This is a genomic window from Brevundimonas sp. SGAir0440 (assembly GCF_005484585.1).
GTDB lineage: Bacteria > Pseudomonadota > Alphaproteobacteria > Caulobacterales > Caulobacteraceae > Brevundimonas.
In genome coordinates this window covers 721,868-746,984 of record NZ_CP039435.1, presented here as the reverse complement: position 1 = coordinate 746,984, position 25,117 = coordinate 721,868, and the positions used below count along the sequence as shown (strand labels likewise).

The 25,117-nt window shown below is 67.4% G+C and carries 25 protein-coding genes and 1 riboswitch; of the genes, 9 read left to right on the top strand and 16 right to left on the bottom strand.

The window, feature by feature from the left end; translation table 11 throughout:
• The first annotated feature begins 28 nt into the window (after positions 1-28).
• Together E7T10_RS03625 and E7T10_RS03620 are read left to right on the top strand one after the other, a co-directional pair.
• Entirely contained in the window at positions 29-487 is a 459-nt protein-coding gene (locus tag E7T10_RS03625; protein ID WP_228763588.1) for a TadE/TadG family type IV pilus assembly protein, read from the top strand.
• Complete coding sequence (locus tag E7T10_RS03620) at positions 484-1,032, top strand: TadE/TadG family type IV pilus assembly protein (protein WP_137720770.1); 549 nt, start codon at positions 484-486, stop codon at positions 1,030-1,032. The genes E7T10_RS03625 and E7T10_RS03620 overlap by 4 nt, the downstream gene beginning before the upstream one ends.
• 3 nt (positions 1,033-1,035) lie before the next feature.
• On the opposite strand, the gene E7T10_RS03615 is transcribed toward E7T10_RS03620, so the two are convergent.
• From E7T10_RS03615 to E7T10_RS03585, 7 genes are all read right to left on the bottom strand, one after another.
• Complete coding sequence (locus tag E7T10_RS03615) at positions 1,036-2,340, bottom strand: anthranilate synthase component I family protein (RefSeq protein ID WP_137720769.1); 1,305 nt, start codon at positions 2,338-2,340, stop codon at positions 1,036-1,038.
• Positions 2,337-3,116, bottom strand: a complete 780-nt coding sequence (locus E7T10_RS03610) for a tyrosine-protein phosphatase (protein WP_137720768.1) — start codon at positions 3,114-3,116, stop codon at positions 2,337-2,339. Before E7T10_RS03610 ends, E7T10_RS03615 begins: the two co-directional genes overlap by 4 nt.
• Before the next feature lie 21 nt (positions 3,117-3,137).
• Positions 3,138-3,440: a transcriptional regulator gene (locus E7T10_RS03605; protein ID WP_137720767.1), complete on the bottom strand. Its 303-nt coding sequence runs from the start codon at positions 3,438-3,440 to the stop codon at positions 3,138-3,140.
• Positions 3,441-3,442: 2 nt separating this feature from the next.
• Complete coding sequence (locus E7T10_RS03600) at positions 3,443-4,066, bottom strand: hypothetical protein (RefSeq protein ID WP_246846088.1); 624 nt, start codon at positions 4,064-4,066, stop codon at positions 3,443-3,445.
• Between the two features lie 140 nt (positions 4,067-4,206).
• The gene (locus E7T10_RS03595; protein ID WP_039243970.1) at positions 4,207-4,386 is read right to left on the bottom strand and encodes a DUF1328 domain-containing protein; all 180 of its coding nucleotides are present in this window, start codon (positions 4,384-4,386) and stop codon (positions 4,207-4,209) included.
• Between the two features lie 97 nt (positions 4,387-4,483).
• Complete coding sequence (locus E7T10_RS03590) at positions 4,484-4,894, bottom strand: hypothetical protein (protein ID WP_039243969.1); 411 nt, start codon at positions 4,892-4,894, stop codon at positions 4,484-4,486.
• Entirely contained in the window at positions 4,894-5,238 is a 345-nt protein-coding gene (locus E7T10_RS03585) for a YqjD family protein (RefSeq protein WP_017506144.1), read from the bottom strand. Before E7T10_RS03585 ends, E7T10_RS03590 begins: the two co-directional genes overlap by 1 nt.
• A gap of 137 nt (positions 5,239-5,375) precedes the next feature.
• On the opposite strand from E7T10_RS03585, the gene E7T10_RS03580 reads away from it, so the two are divergent.
• The 3 genes from E7T10_RS03580 (at position 5,376) to E7T10_RS03570 (ending at position 7,692) form a co-directional block, all read left to right on the top strand.
• The gene (locus tag E7T10_RS03580) at positions 5,376-6,044 is read left to right on the top strand and encodes a fumarylacetoacetate hydrolase family protein (protein ID WP_137720765.1); all 669 of its coding nucleotides are present in this window, start codon (positions 5,376-5,378) and stop codon (positions 6,042-6,044) included.
• Positions 6,041-6,676 carry a maleylacetoacetate isomerase gene (maiA, locus tag E7T10_RS03575; protein WP_137720764.1) on the top strand — a complete coding sequence of 212 codons (636 nt, stop codon included), beginning with the start codon at positions 6,041-6,043 and terminating at the stop codon, positions 6,674-6,676. Before E7T10_RS03580 ends, maiA begins: the two co-directional genes overlap by 4 nt.
• 86 nt (positions 6,677-6,762) lie before the next feature.
• Complete coding sequence (locus tag E7T10_RS03570) at positions 6,763-7,692, top strand: aldo/keto reductase (RefSeq protein ID WP_137720763.1); 930 nt, start codon at positions 6,763-6,765, stop codon at positions 7,690-7,692.
• Here E7T10_RS03570 and E7T10_RS03565 read toward each other — a convergent pair.
• Positions 7,676-9,499, bottom strand: a complete 1,824-nt coding sequence (locus tag E7T10_RS03565) for a TonB-dependent siderophore receptor (RefSeq protein ID WP_137720762.1) — start codon at positions 9,497-9,499, stop codon at positions 7,676-7,678. The two genes, E7T10_RS03570 and E7T10_RS03565, sit on opposite strands and share 17 nt — an antisense overlap.
• A gap of 143 nt (positions 9,500-9,642) precedes the next feature.
• Positions 9,643-9,852: riboswitch (cobalamin riboswitch) on the bottom strand.
• 50 nt (positions 9,853-9,902) lie between these two features.
• On the opposite strand from E7T10_RS03565, the gene mutS reads away from it, so the two are divergent.
• Positions 9,903-12,584, top strand: coding sequence for a DNA mismatch repair protein MutS (mutS, locus tag E7T10_RS03560; RefSeq protein ID WP_137720761.1), 2,682 nt, complete (start codon positions 9,903-9,905; stop codon positions 12,582-12,584).
• Between the two features lie 55 nt (positions 12,585-12,639).
• Here mutS and lpdA read toward each other — a convergent pair whose 3' ends face one another.
• Positions 12,640-14,046, bottom strand: coding sequence for a dihydrolipoyl dehydrogenase (gene lpdA, locus E7T10_RS03555; RefSeq protein WP_137720760.1), 1,407 nt, complete (start codon positions 14,044-14,046; stop codon positions 12,640-12,642).
• A gap of 178 nt (positions 14,047-14,224) precedes the next feature.
• Positions 14,225-17,074, bottom strand: a complete 2,850-nt coding sequence (locus E7T10_RS03550; RefSeq protein ID WP_137720759.1) for a TonB-dependent receptor — start codon at positions 17,072-17,074, stop codon at positions 14,225-14,227.
• Positions 17,075-17,315: 241 nt separating this feature from the next.
• Here E7T10_RS03550 and E7T10_RS03545 point away from each other — a divergent pair, with 241 nt between their 5' ends.
• Entirely contained in the window at positions 17,316-18,416 is a 1,101-nt protein-coding gene (locus E7T10_RS03545) for a phytase (RefSeq protein WP_137720758.1), read from the top strand.
• Between the two features lie 41 nt (positions 18,417-18,457).
• Here the strand turns inward: E7T10_RS03545 and E7T10_RS03540 are convergent, their stop codons facing one another.
• Positions 18,458-19,279 (bottom strand): hypothetical protein, encoded by an 822-nt coding sequence (locus tag E7T10_RS03540; protein WP_137720757.1) that lies wholly within the window; start codon positions 19,277-19,279, stop codon positions 18,458-18,460.
• A 373-nt stretch (positions 19,280-19,652) separates the two neighbouring features.
• On the opposite strand from E7T10_RS03540, the gene E7T10_RS03535 reads away from it, so the two are divergent.
• Together E7T10_RS03535 and E7T10_RS03530 are read left to right on the top strand one after the other, a co-directional pair.
• Entirely contained in the window at positions 19,653-20,342 is a 690-nt protein-coding gene (locus tag E7T10_RS03535; protein ID WP_137720756.1) for a response regulator, read from the top strand.
• Complete coding sequence (locus E7T10_RS03530) at positions 20,339-21,394, top strand: ATP-binding protein (RefSeq protein WP_137720755.1); 1,056 nt, start codon at positions 20,339-20,341, stop codon at positions 21,392-21,394. The genes E7T10_RS03535 and E7T10_RS03530 overlap by 4 nt, the downstream gene beginning before the upstream one ends.
• Positions 21,395-21,471: 77 nt before the next feature.
• Here the strand turns inward: E7T10_RS03530 and E7T10_RS03525 are convergent, their stop codons facing one another.
• The 5 genes from E7T10_RS03525 to E7T10_RS03505 all read right to left on the bottom strand — a co-directional run bounded on the left by E7T10_RS03525 (position 21,472) and on the right by E7T10_RS03505 (position 24,974).
• Complete coding sequence (locus E7T10_RS03525) at positions 21,472-21,744, bottom strand: HPr family phosphocarrier protein (RefSeq protein WP_017506134.1); 273 nt, start codon at positions 21,742-21,744, stop codon at positions 21,472-21,474.
• The gene (locus E7T10_RS03520) at positions 21,741-22,145 is read right to left on the bottom strand and encodes a PTS sugar transporter subunit IIA (RefSeq protein ID WP_039243956.1); all 405 of its coding nucleotides are present in this window, start codon (positions 22,143-22,145) and stop codon (positions 21,741-21,743) included. Before E7T10_RS03520 ends, E7T10_RS03525 begins: the two co-directional genes overlap by 4 nt.
• Before the next feature lie 120 nt (positions 22,146-22,265).
• A complete protein-coding gene (locus tag E7T10_RS03515; RefSeq protein ID WP_137720754.1) occupies positions 22,266-22,694 on the bottom strand; it encodes an HPr kinase/phosphorylase in 429 nt (142 codons plus the stop codon).
• Positions 22,691-24,301 (bottom strand): ATP-binding protein, encoded by a 1,611-nt coding sequence (locus E7T10_RS03510; protein WP_137720753.1) that lies wholly within the window; start codon positions 24,299-24,301, stop codon positions 22,691-22,693. The genes E7T10_RS03515 and E7T10_RS03510 overlap by 4 nt, the downstream gene beginning before the upstream one ends.
• Positions 24,270-24,974: a response regulator transcription factor gene (locus tag E7T10_RS03505; RefSeq protein WP_045810684.1), complete on the bottom strand. Its 705-nt coding sequence runs from the start codon at positions 24,972-24,974 to the stop codon at positions 24,270-24,272. Before E7T10_RS03505 ends, E7T10_RS03510 begins: the two co-directional genes overlap by 32 nt.
• Positions 24,975-25,117 lie beyond the last annotated feature (143 nt).

Below are 25,117 nucleotides of genomic sequence, written 5' to 3'. Positions count from 1 at the left end.
AGACGGGTCGGCTGCGGTCGAGTTCGCCATGGTCGCCATCCCCTTCTTCCTGATGATCTTTTCGATCCTGGAGTTAGGCGTCGTATTTGTTCTGGATTCAGTGCTTGAAACGGCGGCCATGGATAGCGGCCGTCTCATTCGCACCGGCCAGGCTCACGCGCAGGGTTTCGACAAGACCAAGTTCAAAGCCCAGGTCTGCTCGAAGATGGTTGTGTTCAAATCCGACTGCGACAGTCGAATGACCGTGGATGTGAGAGTTATTCCCAAGTTCAGCGCGCCGGCTGTCGAGGACCCAATTACCAATAACGCCATGGATGACAAAAAGACCATCTACAACGGCGGCAAGGCTGGTGATCTGATTTTGGTCCGTATCTGGTATGCACATCCTCTCGCTACGCCTCTTTTAAGCCAGGCGGTATCTCGGATCGGAACAGGCAAAGTCTTGCTTACGGCGACGACCGCTTTTCGCAATGAACCGTGGCAATGACGCGCTTCCGCATCCCCTCATTCGTTCGATCATACGGACGCGACACTCGCGGCATCGCCGCAGTCGAATTCGCATTCCTCGCGCCAATCCTGATCTTGTTCTATTTCAGCATGGTGGAGTTCTGTCAGGGCTATATGGCGCTGAAACGAACTGGCCACGTCGCCGCGATGGTGGCGGACCTGGTGTCACAGAGCGACAGCACAAGCAAAACTGACCTGACAGATGTGTTCGCAATCGGCGATCTGATCATGGCGCCGTTTGCTTCGTCTTCATTGACCCAACGCGTCAGCAGCGTCACGCGCGTGAACGCGACGACCTACAAGGTGGACTGGAGCGTTGGAAAAGGCATCTCGTCGAAACTGACGGTCGCGCAGGCCAAGGTCCCTTCAGACATGCTCGCCAACGGCGAGTCAGTGATCGTTGCCGAAGCCTTTTATGATTACAAATCACCATTCGACCGGGTCGCGCCCTATGTGACCAAGTTCAGCCGCATGGCTTATCTGCGACCGCGCACCGTTGAAATGATCCCTTGCAGCGGTTGCTGACCCTTACATCTCGACCAACGCCTGTCGCATCGCTGAAATCTTGACGTCCGTTTCCGCCTCTTCGGCGGCCGGATCGCTGTCCACGACGATGCCGGCCCCGGCGAGGGTGCGATAGTTCCAGACGCCGTCTTTCCGTTCGAAACCGGCGGTCCGGATCAAGACCGATGCGGTCAGGGCGCCGTCGCCGATCAGGAACAACGACCCGCACCAGGGTCCGCGCGGCCGTTCGTGCGCGGCGATCACCTTCATCGCCTGATGCTTGGGCGCGCCGGTGATCGAACCGGGCGGGAAGGTCGCCTCCAGCAGGTCGGCTGGACCCACTGCGGGCTGGGCCTCGCCCGTCACGGTCGAGACCAGATGATGCACCGTCGGGTGCTGCTCGACTTCGAACAGGGTCTCCACCTGGACCGATCCGGGCCGTGACACGCGCGCCAGATCGTTGCGCATCAGGTCCACGATCATCAGATTTTCCGCGCGATCCTTCAGGCTGGCCCGAAGCTCGCTCGCCAGGGCCTGGTCCTGATCGGGATCGTCCGCGCGTGGGCGCGTGCCCTTAATCGGACGCGCCTCGATGCGGCGGCTGGCGGGATCGAAGGCGAGGAACAGTTCGGGGGAGTTCGACACCAGCGCCCGATCCCCGACCCGCCAATAGGCCCCGAACGGCGACGCCCGCTCCTTTTGCAGCCGCAGGAAGACCTCGAATGGATCGCGACCGGGGCTCAGCTCCCCGGACCAGGCCCGGGCGAGATTGGCCTGGAACAGCTCCCCCGCCCCGATGCGTTCCACCACATCCGCGACCGCGTCGCGGTAGGCGCTTGCCGGCGCCTCGGCCTCGAACCGGTCGGCTGGCGCCGACGGGGTCACGACCGGTGCGGCCGTCGCCAGCCAGGTCAGGGCCCGCTCGGCCGCCGCCGTCGCCTGCTCCGCCGTCGCACCTCTTCCCGTGGCGCATACTGAGCGCCTTTGATGATCGAAGCTCAGCATGGCGGGATAGCGGGCCAGCATCAGATCGGGCCAAACCGTCTCGCGCGGTCCGGTGGCCGGCCGGGCGCCAGCATCATAGGCGGCCAGACCGACGACACCGGTGGCGAACAGCGGATCCCGCAGCGCCCCGAACGGCGCGGCCTCATCCACAGGACCGACGCGCACCGCGTCCGGCGCCTGGGCGACGTGGGACCAGCGACCGCCCGGCCCGCCGTCCGACAACAGGGCCAAGGCGCCGTCGCCGCCGCCGAGACCCGCCGCCACCGCGACCGGATCGACCCAGGGCGCTTCACGCGCGATGGTGTGGCTGAAAACCTCGCTCACGCGGTCAGCCGCTCCACGATCCGGTCGCGGCGCGCCGCATCGACGCCCAACGCCTCCTGCAGATAAGCGTCCACCGAGCCATGCCGCGCCTCGACCTCGGCGAAGGCGGCCTCCAGATAGCCGGCCTCGACCCCCAGAAAGGCGACGATCGCGTCGTCCGAGGCCACCCGACCCGTCATCTTGTGCAGTTGTCTGGCGATGCCGGGCGCCCGGCCCGCCAGATCGACTGCGGTGTTGGTCAGCAGATAGTCCTCGACCATGTCGTCGCGCGACACGCCCAGCAGATGGTGGGTCAGGGCGGCGAGAAACCCCGTCCGGTCCTTGCCCGCCGCGCAATGGATCACCACGGGCCGGTCTTGATCCGCCAGCGCCTGAAAATAGCGGCCGAACACGTCCTGATGCGACGGGTCGAACGGCAGGCTGCGATAGGTCTGGGTCATGAAGCGCCGCCCGGAGTCCGGCGTCAGATCGGCGGTCTTCAGAAAGTTGATGTGCGGCGCCTCGGCGCCGTCGTCCACGCCGCCTTCGATGACCTGCCCGCTGAAGCCGTCGGGCCGGCGCGACGGCTGATCGCGGCGCTCGCCGGGTCGGCGCAGATCGACCACAGCTCCGATGTCCAGCGCCTTCAGCCGCTCCAGGTCCGCCTCGCTGGCCCGGGCGTGGTGGGCCGAACGCAGCAGTCGACCGGGCTTTACGCGCCGCCCGGCCGCCGTGGCGTAGTCGCCATAGTCCCGAAAGTTGTCGATGGCCTCGAAGGCGTGAAGGCGGTCGGTCATGACCGCGCTTCTAGCCTATGTTCATCGCTCTGGCAGCAGGCCCGCTATGGCATCCAGATAGGCGACGAAGGCGTCGCGTCCCTGATCGGTCAGACTGGCTTCCGTCAGCGGCTTGCGACCGTTGAAACTTTTGGAGACGGCGACGAACCCCGCCTCTTCCAGCTTTCGCAGATGGACCGACAGATTGCCGTCCGTCGTCTGCAATCGGGTCTTCAGGGTGGTGAAGTCGGCCGATCCGGCCCCGGACAGATAGGCCATGATTCCAAGCCGGATGCGCCCGTGAATGACGTCGTCGATCCGGCTGACGTCGAAGTCGTCGGCCATGCTCAGACCACCTCCGACGGTTCCTGACGCATCAGGACGATGCCGGGGACCAGGGCCACGACCAACAGGATCACGGCGAAGACCGGATAGATCGTGGCGCTGCCCATGAACCAGGCGACGGCGACGGCGCCGACGTAGGAAGCCAAGGCCGTGTAGGACATCCAGCGCGTTTTGGTCATGGCCGCGCCGATCATCCAGGCCGAACCATAGGCAACCAGAACCACCGTGGGCATCACCGCCATCCAGGACCACTGGCCGGTCTTTAGGGATAGAGCGACAAGCGCCAGCCAGGTGACGAAGATCCCGTAACCCACGCCCTCCCAAGCCGCGCCGACCGCCTTGTTGCCGGCGGAGTTGACGCCGGGCTTAGTTTTGATGCGGCCGATCAGGACGGTCAGGGCGACGGCGAACACCACGGCTGCGACGATCCACACCCACAGTTGGGACCAGGGATTCAGCCGAACGAGGCCCGACTGGATGGCCCATTGGATCAGACTGGTCGCTCCGAACACGATGCCGGCCGTCACAAGGATCGGGCCGGCCAGAAGCGGCGCATGCCGCCCTTCGTGGGCCAGGCTGCGCATATAGGCGATGTCGTCCTGAATGGCTTGGGTCTCGCGGGTCATGATGCTCTCCTCCTCGAACCGTTGAGGCAGCATCGCTCATCCGCTTTGTGCTGTAAAGTTCTTTCTTATTTCCCCGCGCTGCGCATGAAAAAGGGGCGAAGCCTTCGGCTCCGCCCCTCGTTCGACTTGGCGTCTTTAGCCTATAGTCGCGGCGCGCCGCGTCCACGCAGTCCGCCGGCCACCAGGGCGATGACGAACAGGATAATGGCCACGACGGCGACGAACTTGGCGATCTCGAACGAGAAGTTCGCAATGCCGCCGAAGCCGAGAACGGCCGCGACGAGGGCCACGACGAGGAAGATAATTGCCCAGCGCATCATGGGTTTAGCTCTCCTGAGTTGATGTTGCCGTCGGCGACCCGGGAGCCGTTCGTCGGTCTGCAACATCAACGCCAGGGTCGCCCGGCCGTTCCATCGCCTATCGACGGCGACGCCGCGAATAGCCGCCCTGATCCATTTTGCGATCCGCGACCATGCTGGCGACGATCGCCGCCAAGGCCGGGTTGCGCAGCAGCAGGAAGGCCGCGCCCAGACCGCCCACGGCGCCCACGACCGGACGCTCGCGCACGATGTGGATGATCTTGCCCATAAGGCCTTCCGGCTCGTCCTCTTCGTCCGCCTCGTCGTGCTTGTCACCCTTTAGAAAGACCAGCGCGACGATCAGGGCGACCAGGGCGAACAGACCGAACGTCACCGCCGCCGCGCCGAGCGGCGTCAGCGTCAGGCTGAGCGCATAAAAGATGGCCACGCCCAGAAACACGACGGCCAGAAAGACGCTGGCGGCGACGACGGCCGTCGCCACCAGCTTTTTGACGATGCTCTTGAACATCAGCGGCGGCGGCCGGCCAGCAGCATGCCGAGGATGACGCCGACGCCGAGCGCCACGGCGGTCGATTGCAGCGGACGCTCCTGCACGCGTTCGACGACATAGCGTTGCGCCTCGTCGAAGCGTTCGGCAGCGTCGTCGTAATATTCACGCCCCTTCACGCGAGCCTCGTCATAATAGCTGCGGGCCTGCTCGCGGACTTCGTCGCTCTTGGCGCGCAGCTTGGCTTCGGCCTCGGCGGCCTTGTCGCGCAGGCGCTGGGTCTCTTCGCGAGCGCCGGTCTTCAGATCCTCCTTGAGGGTCTTCAGGTCGGCCTTGATGTCTTCTCGGGCCTTGGTGGTGGCCATGGTGCGCGCTCCGTTGAAAGCTTGGCGGTAGAATAGAGAACCCCGTGTTGCAACGCCACATGCGCAACGAGGTTCCTTTAGGTGGGTCAGGCGTGCGCCTCTCGCCACGGGCTTTTCGCCGCACTAGAACGATGGCTATGACCCAATGGCTGTTCGCGCCCCGCCCCGCCCCGTCCTTGCCGATCGTCGGATCGGACCAGCGGTTTCCCGTTCGCCGCATCCTGTGCGTGGGCCAGAACTACGCCGCCCATGCGCGCGAAATGGGGTCGGACCCCGACAAGCAGACGCCCTTCTTCTTCACCAAGCCGGGCGACGCCATCGTCTCTGACGGCGCAAACCCATCCTATCCGTCGGCGACCGCGAACCTGCACTACGAGGCCGAACTGGTCGCCGCGATCGGGCCGGGCAAGGACGGCGGGGTCGCCATCGTCGGCTGGGCCGTCGGCTGCGACCTGACCCGTCGCGATCTTCAGGCCGAGGCCAAGAAGGCGGGCCGCCCCTGGGACGCCGCCAAGGGATTCGATCAGTCCGCGCCCTGCGGCCCCATCACCCTGGGCGACCTGCCGTCGCCCGACGGCGCCATCCGCCTCAGCGTCAATGGCGAAACCAGACAGGACAGCGTCCTGAACGACATGATCCTGAATCCCGACCAGATCGTCGCGGCGGCCGCCGCACTGTGGTCGCTGCAACCCGGCGACCTGATCTTCACCGGCACGCCGTCCGGCGTCGGCCCGGTTCAGGCGGGCGACCGCGTCGTCGTGACCATCGACGGGCTTGAGACGCTCAGCTTCGAGATCCAGCCATGATCCTGCACGGCTATTGGCGCTCGGGCGCCAGCTACCGCGTGCGTATCGCCCTGAACCTGAAAGGGATTACCTACGACAACGCCGCTCACGACCTGCGCAAGGGCGAGCAGAAGACGCCCGACTATATGGCGTTGAATCCGCAGGGCATGGTTCCCGCGCTTCAACACGGCGATCTGGTCCTGACCCAGAGCCCGGCCATTCTGGAATGGCTGGAGGAAACCCACCCCGAACCGGCCCTGCTGCCGAAGGGGGCGAACGAGCGGGCGACCGTGCGCGCCATGGCCGCCCTGATCGGCTGCGACATTCATCCGCTCAACAATCTGCGCGTGTTGAAGGCCATTCGGTCCGAGTTCAACGCCGATCAGGCCGCCGTGGACGCCTGGGCCGCCCAGTGGATCGCGCCGGGCTTCGACGCGCTGGAGGCGCTGGTCGCGCGTCACGGCGCCGGCTGGAGCTTCGGTGACGCCCCGACCCTGGTCGATTGTTATTTGATTCCCCAGATGTATTCGGCGCGACGCTTCAGCATGGACCTGTCGTCCTGGCCGCGTCTGCTGGCGGTCGAACAGACCGCCCTGGCCCACCCCGCCTTCGCCTCGGCCCACCCGGACTTGCAGCCTGACGCCGACGCCTGATTTTCGCCTCAGTGCGCATATCAGCGGTGGATAAGTAGGGTTCGCTTAAGGTCTCGCTCAGCGTCCCTTAAGCATTGGCGATCATAGTGCCGGACGTGTCGTATTCCCCCGCCACACCTTCGGCGTCGTCGCCCATCCATCGCCTGGCCCTCGCCGTGGTGACCGAGCCCGAGCGCGCGCCCGGCGCCTTCATGAGCGCGCCCTCCGGCGCCCGCGAAGAAGCCATGCGTTTCCTGCTGCAGACCGGGGCCGACGCCGGGGTCAAACTGATCGCCACCCGCCCCGAGGGCGACGGCGAACGCCTGCTGGGTCAGGCCTGGCCCTTCCCCTCGCCCTTCCAGGTCACGGTCCGCACCGTGCCGCTCAGCGAAGGCCTGGACCGGGTCGAGGCCCGCGCTCGCCGTTCGCTGGAGCGGATGGGCCTGCCGCGCGGCGATGTTCTGCTGATTTCCAACGCCGCCGATCTGGCCGGCGCCGAGGGCCGCGCCCTGTGGGATCGCGCCCGCAGCCTGAAGGATCGCGGCCTGTTCCGCCGCATCGGTTTCTGCGCCACGATCGAGGACGGTCCCGCGCTTCTGGCGCGTCGTCTAGAAGCCGACGTGGTCCAGGTGCCGTGCAGCCTGCTGGATCAGCGCGCAGCCCAGGACGGCGTGCTGGAAGCCATCGCCGACACGGGCGCCTCGGTCCATCTGTCTTCGGTCTTCGCCGGCGGTCTGCTGTTTGCGGGCGGCGACGATCTGCCCGCCGAACTGGCCAGCCATGCCCAGGCCCTGTCTCGCACGCGCCGGCGTCTGGCCGAGCAGCGTTGCGATCCGATGCAGGCGGCTCTGGGTTACGCCCTGGCCCTGCCTGGCGTCGACAAGGTTGTGGCCAGCGTCGCCTCCGCCGCCGAACTGCGCGCCATCCTGGCCGCCGCCCACGCGCCCTGCCCCAATCTGGACTGGGCGGCTCTGGCGCTCGAGGCGCCGGCGGCCTTCACCGCCGACGCCCGCGCCCGGATCAGTAGCGCAGCCTGATCCCGACATAGCCGGAACGTCCCGGCTCGCCGTATCCGAACACCTGCTGATAGTGTTCGTCGTCCAGGTTCTCGATCCGCGCCGTCAGGGTGACCTGATCGGTCAGTTCATAGGCCGCGTTCAGATTGGCGGTGACGAAACCGTCGCGCGCCACGGTCGAGAAGCCGCCCGAATCGTCCTGATCGCCTTCCGCCCGCACGGTCAACGCGCCGGACAGACGGTCGCCCGTCCAGCCCAGGGTCGCCGAACCGGCGTGTTCCGGCACGCGCAGCAGGCGCACGCCCGTCGTGCGATCCGTCGCGTCGGTCCAGGCATAGGCCAGGGTCAGGTCGAACCCGCCGCCCAGCAGGGCGCGGCCTTCCAGCTCGAACCCGTCCGAACGCGTCTTGGCGACGTTGATGTAGCGACCGGCCGAATAGGTGATCTGATCCTCGACGTTCAAACGATACAGCGTCGCCCTCCCATCGAATCGACCATCGGCCGAGGCCCAGCCCAGGGCGATCTCGACGCTGTCGGCCGTTTCCGGCTTCAGTTCCGGCCAGGGCTGGGGCGCATAGCAGAAGTCGCAGACCGCCTGGCTGACCGTCGGCGACTTGAAGCCCGTGCCGTAGGCGCCCGCCAATATGAAGCCTCCGGCCAGGTCATAGGCCGCCGACACCCGCCCCGTCGTTTTTGAGCCGAAATCGTCGGTGTCGTCATAACGCAGTCCGCCGGTCAGGTTCAGCGCGCCGACATCGTATTGGGCCACGCCGAACACCGAGGTGATCGACAGGTCGCGCGACAGGCCCGACGACAGAGCCGCCGAGGCCTCGTTCCGCTCCACGCCGAACGCATAGTCGATGTCCTGCGCCTGGCCGTTCGCCTGCCAGCGATAGGCCTGACGGTCGCCGGTGAAGGTCGAGCCGAAGCCGCCGCTGACTGAGCTGCGATCGAGATCCGACGCCGAAACGCTGAACTGATGCGTCAGGCCGAACGCCTTGGCCGTCACCCGGCCAAAGCCCGACCACTGCTCGCTTTCCTGGGTGTCGTCGGTGTCGGCCAGAGTAAAGTTCGGCGCTGGGAAGCCGTCGATATCGGCCTTGGACTTGTTCCAGCGCACCGATCCATCGACCTTGACCGCATCGGACAGGACATAGCGGCCTTTGGCGCCGAGCGTCGTGCTGCGGAACCCGTCGGCCTCGGTGTTGCCGTCCGCCTCGTCCGCCGCCGAAATGCCGTCGGTGTCGAACCGCGAGGCATAGGCGCTGAAGGCGTAGGTCTCGTTGGCGACGCCCGCCGACACCCGGCCGCGCACGGTGTCGAAGCTGCCGGCCTCGGCCTCGGCTCGAAGGCCGTCGATCTCTTGCGTGGTGAAGGCAATCACCCCGCCGATGGCGTCGGATCCCCACAGCGACGACTGCGGGCCGCTCAGCACTTCGATCCGCGCGATATCGGCCAGTTCGAAGCTGGAGAAGTCATAGGCGCCGTTCGGCTCGGCCGCGTCGTTGACCGGCGCGCCGTCGACCAGGACCAGGGTCTTGCCGGGCGTCGCGCCGCGCATCCGCACCTGGGCCACGCCGCCGAAAGCGCCCGAACGCGTCACCGACAGACCCGGCACATCGGCCAGGATGTCGGCGGCGAAGATGGCGCCGCGCTGTTCGATGGTCTTGCCGTCGATGACGCGGGCGCCGGGCGTGTCGGCGACAATGGCCGGGATGCGGGTGGCGGTGACGATGACCTCGTCCAGTTGGGTCGCGTCCTCGGCAAAGGCGGGCGCGGCAAAGGCGGCCGCAATCGCCGCCGTCGAAAGAAGAATGGAACGCTTCATTGAGCGATACCCCCGTGTTCGGTCCCGCGAGTGCGCGCGAGAGACCGTCATGAGCGAACCGACCCGCCAGACCGCTGAGGTCTGGACGGCGCAAGATCGGGTCGCTTCCACGGAGAAACCGCGCTGCTGTCTGGTCCCGGACAGGAGCGAGCGACGTCGGCGGCCAGGTCTCCTGGCTTGCGGGTCGTAAACCGCCGTCCTCACCTTCCCAGTTTCCCAGTGGCGCCGGGATCGAAACCCCGGACGGACGACGCTCTCGCCGCCTACAGTTGCGGGCACAGCCACGGCGTCACACCGTGTTCCCTTAACCGCCTGACGCGGCCTATCGCAGGGCCGACAAGCCTGTGCAAGAGCCGGTCAACGGCCTTGAGCCGCCGGGCGCGATCCGTCACCCTGCAGCCACATGAACGCCCCCGTCTCTCATCCCCCGGAAATCGCCGCCTCGCTGGAGGGCGCGACGCCGTTCATGGCGCAATATCTGACGGCCAAGGCGGGCCAGCCGGACGCCATCCTGTTCTTCCGCATGGGCGACTTCTACGAGCTGTTCTTCAAGGACGCCGAGGTCGCGGCGGCCGCCCTTGGCATCACCCTGACCAAGCGGGGCAAGCATCAGGGCGAGGACATTCCGATGGCCGGCGTGCCGGTGCATGCGATGGAGGGCTACCTCGCCCGGCTGATCCGCATCGGCCACAAGGTCGCCATCTGCGAACAGCTGGAAGACCCGGCAGAGGCCAAGAAGCGCGGCGGCAAGGCCGTGGTGCATCGCGGCGTGGTCCGGGTCGTCACCCCCGGCACCCTGACCGAGGACAGCCTCTTGGACGCGCGCGGCGCCAACCGTCTGGCGGCGGTCGCGGTGCGTAAGGGTCGAGCGGCCGTCGCCGTGGTCGAACTGTCGTCCGGCGCGGTCGACAGCGTCGCCTGTTCTATCGAAGACCTGGGCGCGGCGCTCGCCGCCTTCCGCCCGTCCGAAGTCCTGGTTACGGACCGGATGTATTCGGACGAGACGACGCGCGACGCCCTGGACGGCTCGGGCGGGGTGGTCCAGGCGCTGGCCTCGGCCATCGCCGAGCCCCAGGCCGCCCGCGCGCGCGTCGAACGCCTGTACGGCGTCTCGGCGCTCGACGGCTTCGGCGCCTTCGAGGAGGCCGAGGTCTCGGCGCTGGGTCTGATCGCCGCCTATCTGGAGACGACCCAGGCCGGCAAGGTCCCCGCCCTGGCCCCGCCGCGCCGTCTGGGCGAAAGCGGCTTTCTGGCCATCGACCCGGCGACCCGCGCCAGCCTTGAGATCGACCGCACCCAGCGCGGCGAGCGCGAGGGCAGCCTGCTCGCCTGCATCGACCGCACCGTCACCTCGGGCGGCGCCCGGGCCCTGGCCGAACGCATCGCTCGGCCCTTGCGCGATCCTTTGGCCATCAACGAACAGCTCGACGCCGTCGAATGGCTCTTGGAACGCCGCGATCTGCGCCGCGATCTGCGTGATGGGCTGAAAGCCTCCTCCGACATCGCCCGCGCCGTCGGACGATTGGCGCTGGGTCGCGGCGGCCCGCGCGACCTGGCCGCCGTGCGCACCGGCCTGTCGATCGCCGAGGGCGTCGCAGGGCTGTTTGTGGGCCAGGTCGATCCCCTGACCGGCCAGCCGCGCCGCATCGCCTCGGCGCTGGACCGCCTGACCCTGTCGCCCGACGTCTCGCGGCTGAAAGCCGACCTGATCGACGGCCTGGTGGACGAGCCGTCCCATCTGGCGCGTGACGGCGGCTATGTGCGTCCCGACTATCGCCCCGAACTGGACGCCGCCCGCACCCTTCGCGACGACAGCCGCCGCGTCGTCGCCGATCTGGAGGCCCGCGCCGTCGCCGAGTCCGGCGTGCCGTTCAAGATCAAGCACAACGCCGTGCTGGGCTATTTCCTCGAAACCAGCGCCAAGGCCGCCGAAGCCTTGCTCCGCGCCGGGCCCGACAGCCCCTTCATCCACCGCCAGACCCTGGCGGCCCAGGTCCGTTTCACCACCGTCGAACTGTCGGAGCTGGACGCCAAGATCAGCCAGGCGGGCCACCGGGCGCTCGCCATCGAAGGCGAGACCTTCGAGGGCTGGCGACGCGAGGCCGCCCGCCTGGCCCAACCGCTGCAGGCCGTCGCCGAGGCGCTCGCCGAACTGGACGCCCACGCCGCCCTCGCCGAATGGGCCCAGGAAGTCGGCGCGACCCGCCCCATCGTGGACGACACCCTGACCTTCTGCGTCGAGGCCGGCCGCCATCCCGTCGTCGAGGCGGCGGTCAAGGCGGGCGGCGATCCCTACACCCCCAACAACGCCCGTCTGGACGGTTCGGGCCAGGACGGCTCGCGCCTGGCCATCGTCACCGGCCCCAATATGGCGGGTAAGTCGACCTTCCTGCGCCAGAACGCCCTGCTGGTGATCCTGGCCCAGGCCGGCGCCTTCGTGCCCGCGCGGGCGATGCGGCTGGGCGTGGTGGACCGACTGTTCAGCCGTGTTGGTGCCGGAGACGACCTGGCGCGCGGCCGCTCCACCTTCATGATGGAGATGGTCGAGACCGCCGCCATCCTGACCCAGGCCACGCCGCACAGCTTCGTCGTTCTGGACGAGATCGGGCGCGGCACCGCCACCTATGACGGTCTGGCCATCGCCTGGGCCACCGCCGAGGCCCTGCACGAGACCAACCGGGCACGCACCCTGTTCGCCACCCACTATCACGAGCTGGCCCAGCTGGAGACGCGGCTGGACCACGTCTGCAACCTGTCGATGGTCGCGCGCGAATGGAACGGCGAACTGGTCTTCCTGCACGAGGCGGCGCCCGGCGCGGCCGACCGCTCCTACGGCGTCCAGGTCGCGAAACTGGCCGGCGTGCCCGCCTCCGTCGTCGCCCGCGCCCGCTCGGTGCTCAACCGGCTGGAGGGCGAAAAGGCCGCCGCCGCGCGGCTGGACGACCTGCCCCTGTTCGCCGTCGCCGAGCCGGAGCCGACGCGCGGCCCCTCCCCTGTGGAACTGGCCCTGCGTGACGTGGACCCCGACGACCTGACCCCCCGCGAAGCGCTGGAGGCGCTCTACCGACTGAAGGGTCTGGCCTGATGTGACGAAGGCCCGGACGTCGCCGTCCGGGCCTCGCTCAGAGTGTCGATCCGTTTCAGGCCTGCATCATCCAGCCTTCGACATCCATGGCCGCCTGACGGACGGCTTCCGAACGGGTCGGGTGGGCGTGGCAGGTGCGGGCGATGTCTTCCGACGCGCCGCCGAAGCTCATGGTGATGGCGGCCTCGTGGATCATCTCACCGGCCTGCGGGCCCATGATGTGGACACCCAGAACCTTGTCCGTCGTCGCGTCGGCCAGAACCTTCACGAAGCCGTCGGTCTCGTGATTGATCTTGGCGCGGCTATTGGCGGTGAACGGGAACTTGCCCTTCTTGTAGGCGACACCGGCCGCCTTCAGCTGATCCTCGGTCTGACCGACCCAGGCCACTTCGGGGAAGGTGTAGACGACGCTTGGGACCAGCGCATAGTCGACGTGGCCGTACTTGCCGGCGATGGTGTCGATCACGGCGACCGCGTCTTCTTCCGCCTTGTGGGCCAGCATCGGACCATGGGTCACGTCGCCGATCACCCAGACGCCATCGGCGACCTTGAAGTGGTCATGATCGATGAAGCCGCGCTTGTCCGGCGTCACGCCGACGCTCTCCAGACCCAGACCATCCGTGTACGGACGACGGCCGATGGCGACCAGCACCACATCGCCCTTGATCGTCTCGGCGGCGCCGCCGGCGGACGGCTCGACGGTCAGTTCGACCCCGTCCTTGCCCGACTTGGCGGCCGTAACCTTGGCGCCCAGTTTGAAGCTCATGCCCTGTTTGGTCAGGGTGCGCTGGAAGGCGGTGGCGACCTCGGTGTCCATGCCGGGCGTGATCCGGTCCAGGAACTCGACCACCGTGACCTCGGCGCCCAGGCGACGCCAGACCGAGCCCAGCTCCAGGCCGATGATGCCGGCGCCGACCACGATCAGCTTCTTGGGCACGGCCGGCAGCGACAGGGCGCCGGTGGAATCGATCACCTTGCCCGCCTCGAAGGCGACACCTGGCAGCGGGGTCGGCTCCGAGCCGGTGGCGATCACGATGTTCTTGGCGTCCAGCGTCTGGACGGCGCCGTCGGCGGCGGTGACTTCGACCTTGCCCTTTCCGACGATCTTGCCCTTGCCCTTGATCCAATCGACCTTGTTCTTCTTGAACAGGAACTCGATCCCCTTGGTTAGGGCGGTGACGCTGTCGTCCTTGGCCTTGTGCATCTGGTCCAGGTGCAGCTTGGGCTGGACCTCGATGCCGATCTTGGCGAACTCGGTGTTTGCGGCGTTCCAAAGCTCCGACGCATGCAGCAGGGCCTTGGATGGCATGCAGCCGACGTTCAGGCAGGTGCCGCCCAGCGTCGAACGCATCTCAACACAGGCGACCTTCAGGCCCAGCTGGCCCGCCCGGATCGCGGCGTTATAGCCGCCAGGGCCTCCGCCGATGATGACGACGTCGTAGGCGGCGGTGGCTTCGGCCATGGTATCCTCTGGTCTTCTGGCGCGCGGGGAAAGGCGCGCGGACACTAGCGCCGACCCCGCACGGGTCAACCGCTGGACCCCATATGGGGCCGCGTTTCGACCATTTGCAGAGGCGGAAACCATGAAAAAGGGCCGGACGTCGCCGCCCGGCCCCTTCGATCATGGTCCGATCGCTGGATCAGAGCTTGAAGCGCACGCCCAGGAAGACGTTGTAGCCGAACTTCTCGTACTCGTAGGTCCGCTCCTTGACGCCGTAGTAGCGCACACCCGCGCTGTCGGTCAGGTTCTTGGCCTCGCCGAACACTTCCACCCCATTGCCGAAGTCGTAGCTGGCGGTGAAGTCTAGCTGGCCGCGCCCCTCGACATAGAGGTCCTTGCCGGGGTTGGTCGCGTCGATCGCCTCCAGGAAGTCGCTGCGGTGCGTATAGGAGACGCGCGCGCTGAAGCCGTACCGTTCGTAGAACAGGGCGGCGTTGTAGGTCTCGTCGGACTGGCCCGGCAGCACGAAGGTGTCGCGACCGGCGAAGGCGCGGCTGGTTTTGATCTCCGCATCCGTCAGCGTGTAGTTGGCGAAGACGCCGAAGCCCGACGCCCAGCCAGGCAGGAAGTCGAACGTCTGTTGCCAGTTGAACTCGATGCCGGCGATATGGCCGTCACGGGCGTTGCGGGCCTCGGTGACCTGGGCGACCGTGGTGGTCGGGGTGACATAGGGCACGCCGTCCGTCACCAGGGTGAAGCGGTAGTTCGACAGGTCCTTGTAGAAGGCGTTGGCCGAAATCACACCCAGCGGACGCAGATAGTATTCCAATCCCGCATCGACGTTGTTCGACAGGGTCGGCTTCAGGTCGGGATTGCCGCGCGTGACCGTCGTGCGGCCGCTGTCGGTCGTTTCCAGAACCCGCGGAACGATGTCGGTATAGTCCGGGCGCGAAATGGCGCGGGTCAGGGCGAAACGACCGACCAGCTGATCGCTGAAGCTGTGGCGCAGCGTCAGGTTCGGGAAGAAGTCGGTTTGGTCGCGATCGACCTTGACCGGGCTCTGGGCGCCGGACAGGGCCACGCTGGTCGCCGAGCCTTCGAAGTCGGTCTTCTCGACACGCAGGCCGACCAGCACATTGGTCGCGCCGATATCGAACCGGGCCTGACCGTAACCCGCCAGAATATCTTCCTGCGCCGTATAGTCGGCGGTGATCGACTGCGGAATGCGGCGCACGCCGGCGGCCGGATCGGGATTGGTCGAGCCCGCGCGGACGCGGTCGAAATAGTCGGTCACCAGGCCCGCATCGAACTTGAAGCCCAGATTGTAATCGTAGTTCCGTGACGGACGATCGCTCAGCAGCGGGGCCAGGGCGCCGGAGCTGGCGGCCGCGCTGCGGTCGCGGAACCGCTCTTCATCGGCCGTGACATCGCGGGTGCTGTATTTGGCGCCGAACTTCAGCTCGACTTCGCGGCCGCCGATGACGGTGGGCAGCGACAGATTGGTCTTGAACGCCACATCGTCCTGCTCGGTCGTGTTCGAGCGGAAGGTGTTTTCCCGGAAGCTGTAGTTATTGGGGTTCAGATAGAAGCCCGTCGGCTCGCTGAAGGCCGAATAGGTCGGCTGATAATGGTCGGCCGTGTTGTAGGACAGGGTCGTCGCGCTGGAGCGGTAGACCAGCTCGTCGCGATGCGGATAGGTCTGTTTGCTGTTGGCGAACGACAGGGCACCGTCCCAGACCGCCCCATTGCCGAACGTCTGCTCGCCGCCCAGCACCAGGGTGGAGATGTCGTTCTCCTGGGTGCGGTGACGCAGCTGCTTGTAGATGCGGGCGTTGGTGAAGGTCGCGCTGGTGTCGGTCGACCCCGGCTGCAGCGTTCCGTCGCTATAGGTGAAGTTCAGCGTATTGCGGAACTCGTCGTCGCGGAACTGGGCGTAGGAGCCCTTGACCCACAGACGGATCGCGTAGCTGGGCCGCCATTCAAGCGCGCCGGTCACGGCCTTGCGGGTCCGTTCGGTCTCGTAGTCCTTGAACAGGGTGTTCTCCAGATCCCAGATCTGGCCGCCGCCCTGCGCGGCGTTGCGATTGATCAGGACCCAGCCGTTCTCGACATTGTCCGGCCGGCGGTTGGTCTCGGAGAAGCTGACCGACACCAGGGCGCCGAAGGTCTGGTCCGGGCCGAAGACGTTGGAGACGTTCGCGCCCGCACGATAGTCCTGGCCGCCGTAGTCGTTGTAGCTGCCGCCCGCATAGCCGCTGACGGCCAGACGGCGCTTGTCGAAGGGCGAGCGGGTCTTGATGTCCACGGCCCCGGCGATGGAATCGGCGTCCTGGGCCGGCGTCAGGGTCTTGGACACCTCGACGCTGGAGACGATGTCCGACGGCAGGGTGTCCAGATCGACCGCGCGGGTCGTGGGCGACACGGCCGGGATGGCGACCCCGTCCACCGACACGGCGGTGAAGGCGGCCGGCGCGCCGCGCACATTGATGTAGCGGCCTTCGCCCTGGTCGCGCTGGATGGCGATGCCCTGAACGCGTTGCAGCGATTCCGCCACATTGGGGTCGGGGTAGCGGCCGATGGCGTCGGCCGACAGGACGTTGACCGTGCCGTCGGCGTTCTTCTGCTGGTTCAGCGAACGGGCGACGCCGTCGGTGATGACGCCGGTCACGATCACATCGGCCACGTCGGTCGCCGATTGCGCGCCCAGGACGATGGCGACATTGGCGTCTTCGCCTGGCGTCGTCACGACCGTCTGGCTGGTCGAGGGCAGGCCCAGATAGTTGACCTCCAGCACCATGGCGCCGCTGGCGGTCGGCAGGGTGAACTCGCCCTGGGTGTTGGTCACGGCCCGCTGGCTGGTCCCGCGCACCAGAACCTCGGCGCCCGGCAGGGGCGCGCCGGCGGCGTTGGTCACCCGGCCGTAGATCACGTCGCCGGCGACCGCAGTTGAGGCCGAGGACACGGCGTCGACATCGGCATGGGCGGGCATGGCCAGCGGCGCCAGGATCATCGGCGCCAAGGCGGCGCCCATCAGCAGGTTCAGTGTCATGTCAGGTCCCCTTCGGCGAGCGACGTTTCGCTTCGGCCGATGGAGGGGCCGCTTAACCTTTGGCGGCGACGCGACAGCGACGATTCCACGACGCCTCCTTCGCGGTTTTCCGACAAAACGGCGACGCTTGATCCCTCGGCGGAACATCAGTCATCGAACAGACGCCGAACCGTCACGCTCGCGCCGTTGACCCGCAGACGGCTTGGTCACAGGGACACGTCCAGATCGTCCGGAGACCGACATGCGCCCTTCCCTCGCCCGCTCGCTGAGCGCCTGCGCCGCCTTGGCCCTGCTCGCCGCGTGCGCCACGCACGAGGTCGATTATCAGGGCGAGGGCGCGGGCCTCGTCGGTCCGGGCGCCCCGGTTCAGGCCGTGCTGGAAACCCCGTCGGTCGGCACGGCGGGTCAGGACGCGGCCGACGATCCCGCCGTCTGGGCCTCAGCGAACCCGGTCACGATCATGGGTCAACAAACCCCCGGCTTCGTCGCCGGCACGGACAAGAAGTCCGGCCTCTACATCTACGGCTTCGACGGCCAGATCCTGCAGTTCCTGCCCGAGGGTCTGCTGAACAACGTCGATGTGGTCGAGGGCCTGTCGGTCGGCGGCCGTCCGCAGGTAGTGCTGGGCGCCAGCGACCGCACGCCGGGCAAGACCGGCATCTCTCTGTACACGTTCGATCCGGCCGGGGCGGGCCAGAACAGCGTGCGCTATTGGGGCGCGGTCGCCACCGACGTGGTCGAACCCTACGGCTTCTGCTTTGCGCGGCGCGGAGCCGAGGTTCACGCCATCCTGGTCGGCCATGAGGGCGAGCTGCGCCAGTTCGTCCTGGGCGTGGACGCCGCCGACCAGCCCACGGCGCGTCTGGTCCGCACCGCCGAGATCGGAACCATCTCCGAAGGCTGCGCCGCCGACGAAGCCGCCGACGCCCTCTATATCAACGAGGAGAACGTCGGCCTGTGGCGCTATGGCCTGAACCCGACCTCGGGCGCGACCCGCACCCTCATCCAGCCCATCGCCAAGGACATCCTGGTCGCCGACGCCGAAGGCCTGACCACCATCTCCGACGCCTCGGGCCGCTACCTGATCGCCTCCAGCCAGGGCGATTCCACCTTCCCCGTCTGGCGCATCGACGGCCCGGCGCCCGAATACAAGGGCCGGTTCAAGATCGTGGACGGCGCCGTCGACGGCGTCACCGGCACCGACGGCCTGGCGGCCGCCAGCGGCCAGGTCGGCCCCTTCCCCGACGGCCTCGTCGTCATCCAGGACGACGTCAACGACATCGGCACCCAGAACTTCAAGTACGTCGATTGGCGCGACATCCGACGGGCGCTGGGGCTGTAGCGGCCGCTCGGCGGCGGTCGCCCTCGATCACGTCTCTTTCATCAGGACCCTGCGGCGTTCAACGCCGTGCGGGTGCAGTCGGCCATGTCCCTGACGACGTGTCGGCCGATGCAGAACATGTCTTCATAGCTGGGCTTGGCGGCGGCCAGACACTGAAACAGGTTCAGCTTGGACATCTGCAGGCAGAAGGTGGCGTTCGGATCCTGCAGGACACCGTCGCTTCCATCGTCCTTAACGCTCTCGCCCAGCAGCGCCCGCGCGGCGACGGACAGGGACCGGGCCACCGCCGGTTTATAGGGAGCCGCCAGAGGCGACCTCGGGACCCGAGAGGCTTCGGCGTGGGCAGCCTTTAGAAGCGTCTCGCTCTCGACGTCCGACGCCAGCTGCATTCCGGCGGAGGCGGCCTTCGCACGCTCCAGCCGCCCCTGTCGGTCCGCGACGGGCTGGCCCGCCCATCGACGGCGCGGATCGGTACGCGCCTGGATCGTATAGGCGTCCGCCTCCACCCGATCCGCCGCGGCCTCGATGGCTGCGGTCCCCTCCTCCATGACCTCGGCGATCAGCCCGGCCGCCACGTCTGCGCCAGGCAGGGTTACGGCATAGGCGGGGTCAGTCGCCAGACGGTCCAGGATTTCGCGCCGCTGAGCGGGATCGGCCGCATAGGCCCGCACCCCCGCCACGAAGTCCGGCGACTGCATCGCCAACACCGCTCCATAGGCCACCAGACCCCGCGCCAACTGCTCGGCGTTGGAAGTCGCGCCGCGCTGCAACGCCGTCTGCACCGCCTCCGGATCGACGAAGCCGCCCTCGAATGTGGCGACGTCCCGCATGAAGACCAGATAGACCGACGCCGTCTGCGCCACACTGTCGTCCAGCTGAATCGAAGGTGGCGGCGGCGGGGGCGGCGCAGGCGGTTCGACCGGTTTGGCGCACCCCGCGATCAGCGCGATCAGGCTCGCGGCCGCCGCAACCCGCGCCCGATGCCTATCCCTGTGCTTCACAGCATCGCCAGGATGAACACGCCACAGGCGGCCAGCACGGCGACGTTTACGGCGGTCATGGCGGCGACGAAGATCTGGTGGGCGCTGAACTTCATTGGATCCCGTAGGCGGTTTCGGTTTGGGGCCGCTTCGCACGGGGCCGTGGGGCCTGGGTGTGGACTTGGTGGAGAAATCGTGGAGACACCCCATCTGATCTGGATCAAAGTCCATCGCTGGGCGATGTCGTGGAGACACCATGAGCGCCCTGGTCATCATCGCCGAAGACGAACCCGAGATCGCCGCCGTGCTGGACGCCTATCTCGTGCGCGAGGGCTTTCGCACCGTCCGCGCCATGGATGGTCAGATCGCGCTGGACCTGCACGCCGCCCTTCGGCCCGATCTGGTCCTGCTGGACGTGCGCATGCCGCGCGTCGATGGCTGGGGCGTGCTGGGCGAACTCAGGCGTAGGGGCGAGACGCCCGTCATTATGCTCACCGCTCTGGATCAGGACATCGACAAGCTTCAGGCGTTGCGCATCGGCGCGGACGACTATGTCGTCAAACCGTTCAATCCGGTCGAGGTCGTAGCGCGCGCCCACGCCATACTGCGCCGCAGCGGCGGCTCGGGCCAAGGCGGCGTGATCCGCCTGGGTCCGCTCGAGATCGATCTGGAGGCGCACATCGTCCAGTGGTGCGGGCTGGACAAACCGCAGCGCCTGCCCTTGACCCTGACCGAGTTCCGCATGCTGGCCCACATGGCGCGCTATCCGATGCGGGTCTTTTCTCGCGCCGAGTTGGCCGACGCCTGTTTGAAAGGCGATGAGGTGCTTGATCGCACGGTGGACAGCCATCTCAGCAAGCTGCGGCTCAAGTTACGAAACGCAGGCGCCGACGGCGTCCTCGTCGGCGTTCGCGGCGTGGGTTATCGCCTCGAGGTCCTGACGTGAGGGCCGCCCGCGCGCTCGGCCGTCGCATCGCCGTGCGCACGGCTCTGGTCATCCTGGGCGTGCTTGGACTGAGCGCCGCCGGCGCATTCGCCCTGTACGGCTGGGTCTTCGAAAACTATCCCGATGCGGTGGCCTCGCCCCAGGCCTGGCGACCGCAGTCGGTGGACTATGTCGCTTTGGCGTCAGCAGCCGTCGTGGCCCTGATCGGCGCGACCGTGGCCGGGCTGCAGTTGGCCCGCCGCCTTGTCATGCCTCTCGCCTCATTGTCCGGCGCCGCGCGTGCGATCGCCGATGGCGACCTGTCGGCGCGCGCCATGGCTGGCGATCGGTCTTTTTCCGAGACCGCCGACCTGGTGGACGACTTCAACCTGATGGCGGCGCGGCTTGAGACGCTCGCCGCCGACATGACGACGTGGAACGCCTCGATCGCGCACGAACTGCGAACGCCCGTCACGATCGTCAAAGGCCGCCTGCAAGCGGCCGCCGACGGCGTCCTGCCGCTGGACCGCGAGATGATCCTGACCCTGCTCAAGCCGGTCGACGCCCTGGGCCGCCTGATCGAGGATTTGCGCGTCGTCAGTCTGGCCGATAGCGGCCGTTTGCAACTGCGCCTGACGCCCCAGGACCTGGGTCAGCGATTGAACGATGTCCGCGCCCTGGTCGGCGCGGAAGCCGAGGCGGAGGGCTATCCGATCACCTGGACGACGCCGGCCACTGTGGTCGTTTGCGACGGCGACCGCATTCAGCAGGCTGTCTTGGCTCTGCTCGACAACGTGCGCCGCCACGCTGATCCCGGCCCTGTGTCGGTTACCTTGACGGCCGATAAACGCTTCGTGGTCATCGCTGTGGAGGACAGCGGTCCGGGCCTGCCCGACGCCATGACCCAATCCGTTTTCACCGCCTTCAAACACGGTTCAGGCGAGAATGGCGGGACCGGCCTGGGCTTGGCGGCGGTCCGAGCAATCGCCGAGGCCCACGGCGGATCGGCGCGTTATTTGACCGGCGCGCGCCTGGGATCCCGTATCGAGATCCGCATCCCCGCCGTCTCGTAGGTGCGTTTTCAGATCACCCGCGCGGCGATCGACCTCTCAAAAATCGAAGCGGTTCCAAGTCCGGGGCTGACGGCGCCCTACTGATCCTCGTCGAACTTGCGCGCGACCAGGTCGGTCAAGGCCTCCATCGCCTCTTCCGCGTCCGGGCCTTCGGCGGAGACGTCGATGCTGCAGCCGATGCCGGCGCCCAGCATCAGCAGGCCCATGATCGAGCGGGCGTCCACCGTCACGCCGTCGCGGGTGACGTGGATCTCGCTTTCGAAGCTGGAGGCCAGTTTGACGAACTTGGCCGAGGCGCGGGCGTGTAGGCCGCGCGTGTTGCAGATGTTCAGGGTCGCGGTGACGGTCATTTTTCGCCTGCGAGCACCCAGGACGCGACGGAGATGTATTTGCGCCCGGCGTCCTGCGCATGGGCCACGCAGGATTCCAGCGTCTCGCGCCCGCGCACGCTGGCCAGCTTGATCAGCATGGGCAGGTTCAGCCCGGCGATGACCTCGGCGCGCGTCTGTTCCATCACCGAAATCGCCAGGTTCGACGGCGTACCGCCGAACATGTCGGTCAGCAGGATGACCCCTTCGCCGTCGTCCACGGCGGCGGCCGCATCGACGATGTCGCGACGCCGACGCTCCATGTCGTCTTCCGGGCCGATGCAGATGGCCGCGACGCCGCGCTGCGGGCCGACCACATGCTCCATGGCGGAGAGAAACTCGGACGCCAACCCACCGTGGGTGACGATCACCAGACCGATCATGAGGACTTCACTCGCATCCCGCCCCGAACCGTCCCAGGCATTCCCCCGCCCGGCAAGGGAGGCCGGACGCCGCCCTCTATGGACCGCAAGGGGCGTGTCATAGACCCGTCTTTCGGGGTTTCAAAGCGTCTCCAACGCCGCTGCGACCACATCGACGGCCGAAGCCGGTCGGGGATCGAGCGCCAGCAGGGGCAGATCGACCCCCGCGAAAGCCTGTGTCTGCGGCTCCGGAAGCCGTTCGACCCCTTCCGCCACACAGGCCACGACCAGCGCCACGCGACAGACCGGGCGTGTTCTGGCGGCCACGATTCCGAGGCCGCGCACCTCGATCCGACCGGCGATGGAGGCCGGCGCCGACGCATGAACGGCCCCGTCCGAGGCCCAGACCTGGGTGTAGTCGTCGCTGACCAACCGCCAGCCGCGCCCGATCAGCCGCAGCGCCAAATCGCTTTTGCCCGCGCCCGAGGATCCCAGGATCATCACCCCCTGCCAGGTCCCGCGCCGGCGCACGGCGACGGTCGTGGCGTGGACCGGCTGGCCCGAGGTCACGACCAGCGGCCGACCGCCGGGAAGACGATCTCGAACCGCGCGCCGCCTTCGGCCTTGTTTTCAGCGTGGACGCGGCCGCCATGCGCCTCGACGATCTGACGCACGATGGACAGCCCAAGGCCCGAGTTGGAGCCGAACACCGCCCCCTTGGGCCGCGAGGTGTAGAACCGCTCGAACACCGTCTCCAGATTCTCGGCCGGAATGCCCGGCCCCTGGTCCTCGACCCGCACGCGGATCGGCCGGTCGTCCCCGATGTCCTCCAGCGTCACCCGCACCACGCCGCCTGCGGGGCTGAACGAGCGGGCGTTGTCGATCAGGTTGCGGAACACCTGCCCCAACGGCCCATCGCGCCCCATGACCCGCAGGGCCTGTTCGGGCGCCGTCAGCACGACCGGAATGTCGCCAGGCTTGGCCGTCGTCTCATAGACGCCGACGATATCGACCAGCAGCCGGTTCAGATCGACCGGCCGCGGCCGGTCGCGCGACAGCTCCGCATCCAGCCGCGAGGCGTTGGAGATGTCGGTGATCAGCCGGTCCAGCCGACGCACGTCCTGTTTCAACAGCGCCGTCAGCTTCTCGCGGTGCGCATCGGTCTTGACCAGCGGCAGGGTCTCCAGGGCCGAACGGATCGAGGTCAGGGGGTTCTTGATCTCATGCGACACATCGGCCGCGAACCGTTCGATGGCGTCCATCCGCGTGGACAGGGTGTCGGTCATGGATTCCAGCGACCGCGCCAGATCGCCGATCTCGTCCTTGCGATCCTCGAGGTCCGGCAAGGAGATGGCCCGCGCGCGTTGCAGCTTCACCTGATCCGCCGCCGCCGACAGCCGCATGATCGGCCGCGCCACGAACAGATGCAGCAGCAGCGATCCCAGCAGATTCACCCCCAGCGCCACCAGGGCGAACGGGAACAGGGCCTGCCTCTGAGCGCCCAGGATTTCGTCCACGTCCCCGGATTCGACGGTCAGCACGCCCAGCACCTGACGCACATGGCGCACGGGAATGGAGACGGAGACGACGCGGTCGCCGGATTCGTTGCGACGCAGGGTCGATTGGGGCGAGCCGTCCAGCGCCGCCGCCACCTCGGCCGCCAGTTCGCTGTCGGCGCGGGCGACCCGGCGCTCGGACAGCAGATTGGCCTTGGCGGCGTCCTCGGTCGCCGCCCCCGCCGGCTGCGCGTCGGGCAGGGGTCGCCCGCCGATGGCCTCGGTCACCTGATAGCTGTCGACCAGCAACAGGCCGTTCACATCATACAGCCGCACCCGCTGCCCCGCCGGGATGAACCGGTCGGTCAGCCAGATCGACGCGCGGATGGGGTCCAGTTCGGGCGTCGGCTCGCCCCGCGTCACGCCTTCTTCGCGCAACACGTTTGCCAGCAGCTCGGCCTGGACCGTCAGCGATTCCTGACGCGCCTCGATCAGGCCCGGACGCCATTCGTTGATCGCCAGAGCCCCGCCGAACAGGATCAGCAGGCTGAGCAGATTGAGCACCAGGATGAAGCCGCCCAGCCGCGATCCGCCGAAGCGGAACAACGGCCGGCGCTGGGGCTCCTCGTCAGGCTCGCGCCCGCCCGGTTCAGCTCTCGCGGTAGCGGTAGCCGACGCCATACAGGGTCTCGATCGCGTCGAACTCATTGTCCACGGCGCGGAACTTCTTGCGCATCCGCTTCACGTGGCTGTCGATGGTGCGGTCGTCGACATAGACCTGGTCGTCGTAGGCGGCGTCCATCAGGTTGTCGCGGCTCTTCACGAAGCCGGGACGCTGGGCCAGGGCCTGCAGCAGCAGGAACTCGGTGACGGTCAGCTTGACGGGCTTGCCGTCCCAGGTCGACTCGTGGCGCGCCGGGTCCATCGACAGCTTGCCGCGCTTGATCGCCCGGCCCGAGACCTCGGCCGCCGTTTCCGGCTCGCCGCCGTCGGCGCCCGTGCGGCGCAGCAGCGCCTTGACCCGCTCGATCAGCAGACGCTGGCTGAAGGGTTTGTGGATATAGTCGTCGGCGCCCAGGTTGAAGCCCAGGATCTCGTCGATCTCCTCGTCCTTGGACGTCAGCATGATGACCGGGATCTGCGAGGTCTGGCGCAGGCGACGCAGCACCTCCATCCCGTCCATGCGCGGCATCTTCACGTCCAGGATCGCCAGATCGGGCGGCGAGGATTCCAGCGCGGCCAGACCCGAGGCCCCGTCGTGATAGGCGGTGATCTTGTGGCCATGGCTTTCCAGCGCCAGCGAAACGGACGCCACGATGTTCTCGTCGTCATCGACCAGAGTGATGTTGGCCAAGGGTGTCTTCTCCTGAACTTTACGTTCCCGCGAGCGAGAACGCACAGCAAGCGTAACCGTTCGATCTCGGTCACATTAGGGCTAGAGCGTTTCGGGCCGAATGAAAATCGCCTGCAACCCGAAAGCGGTTCGGTGACAGCCAG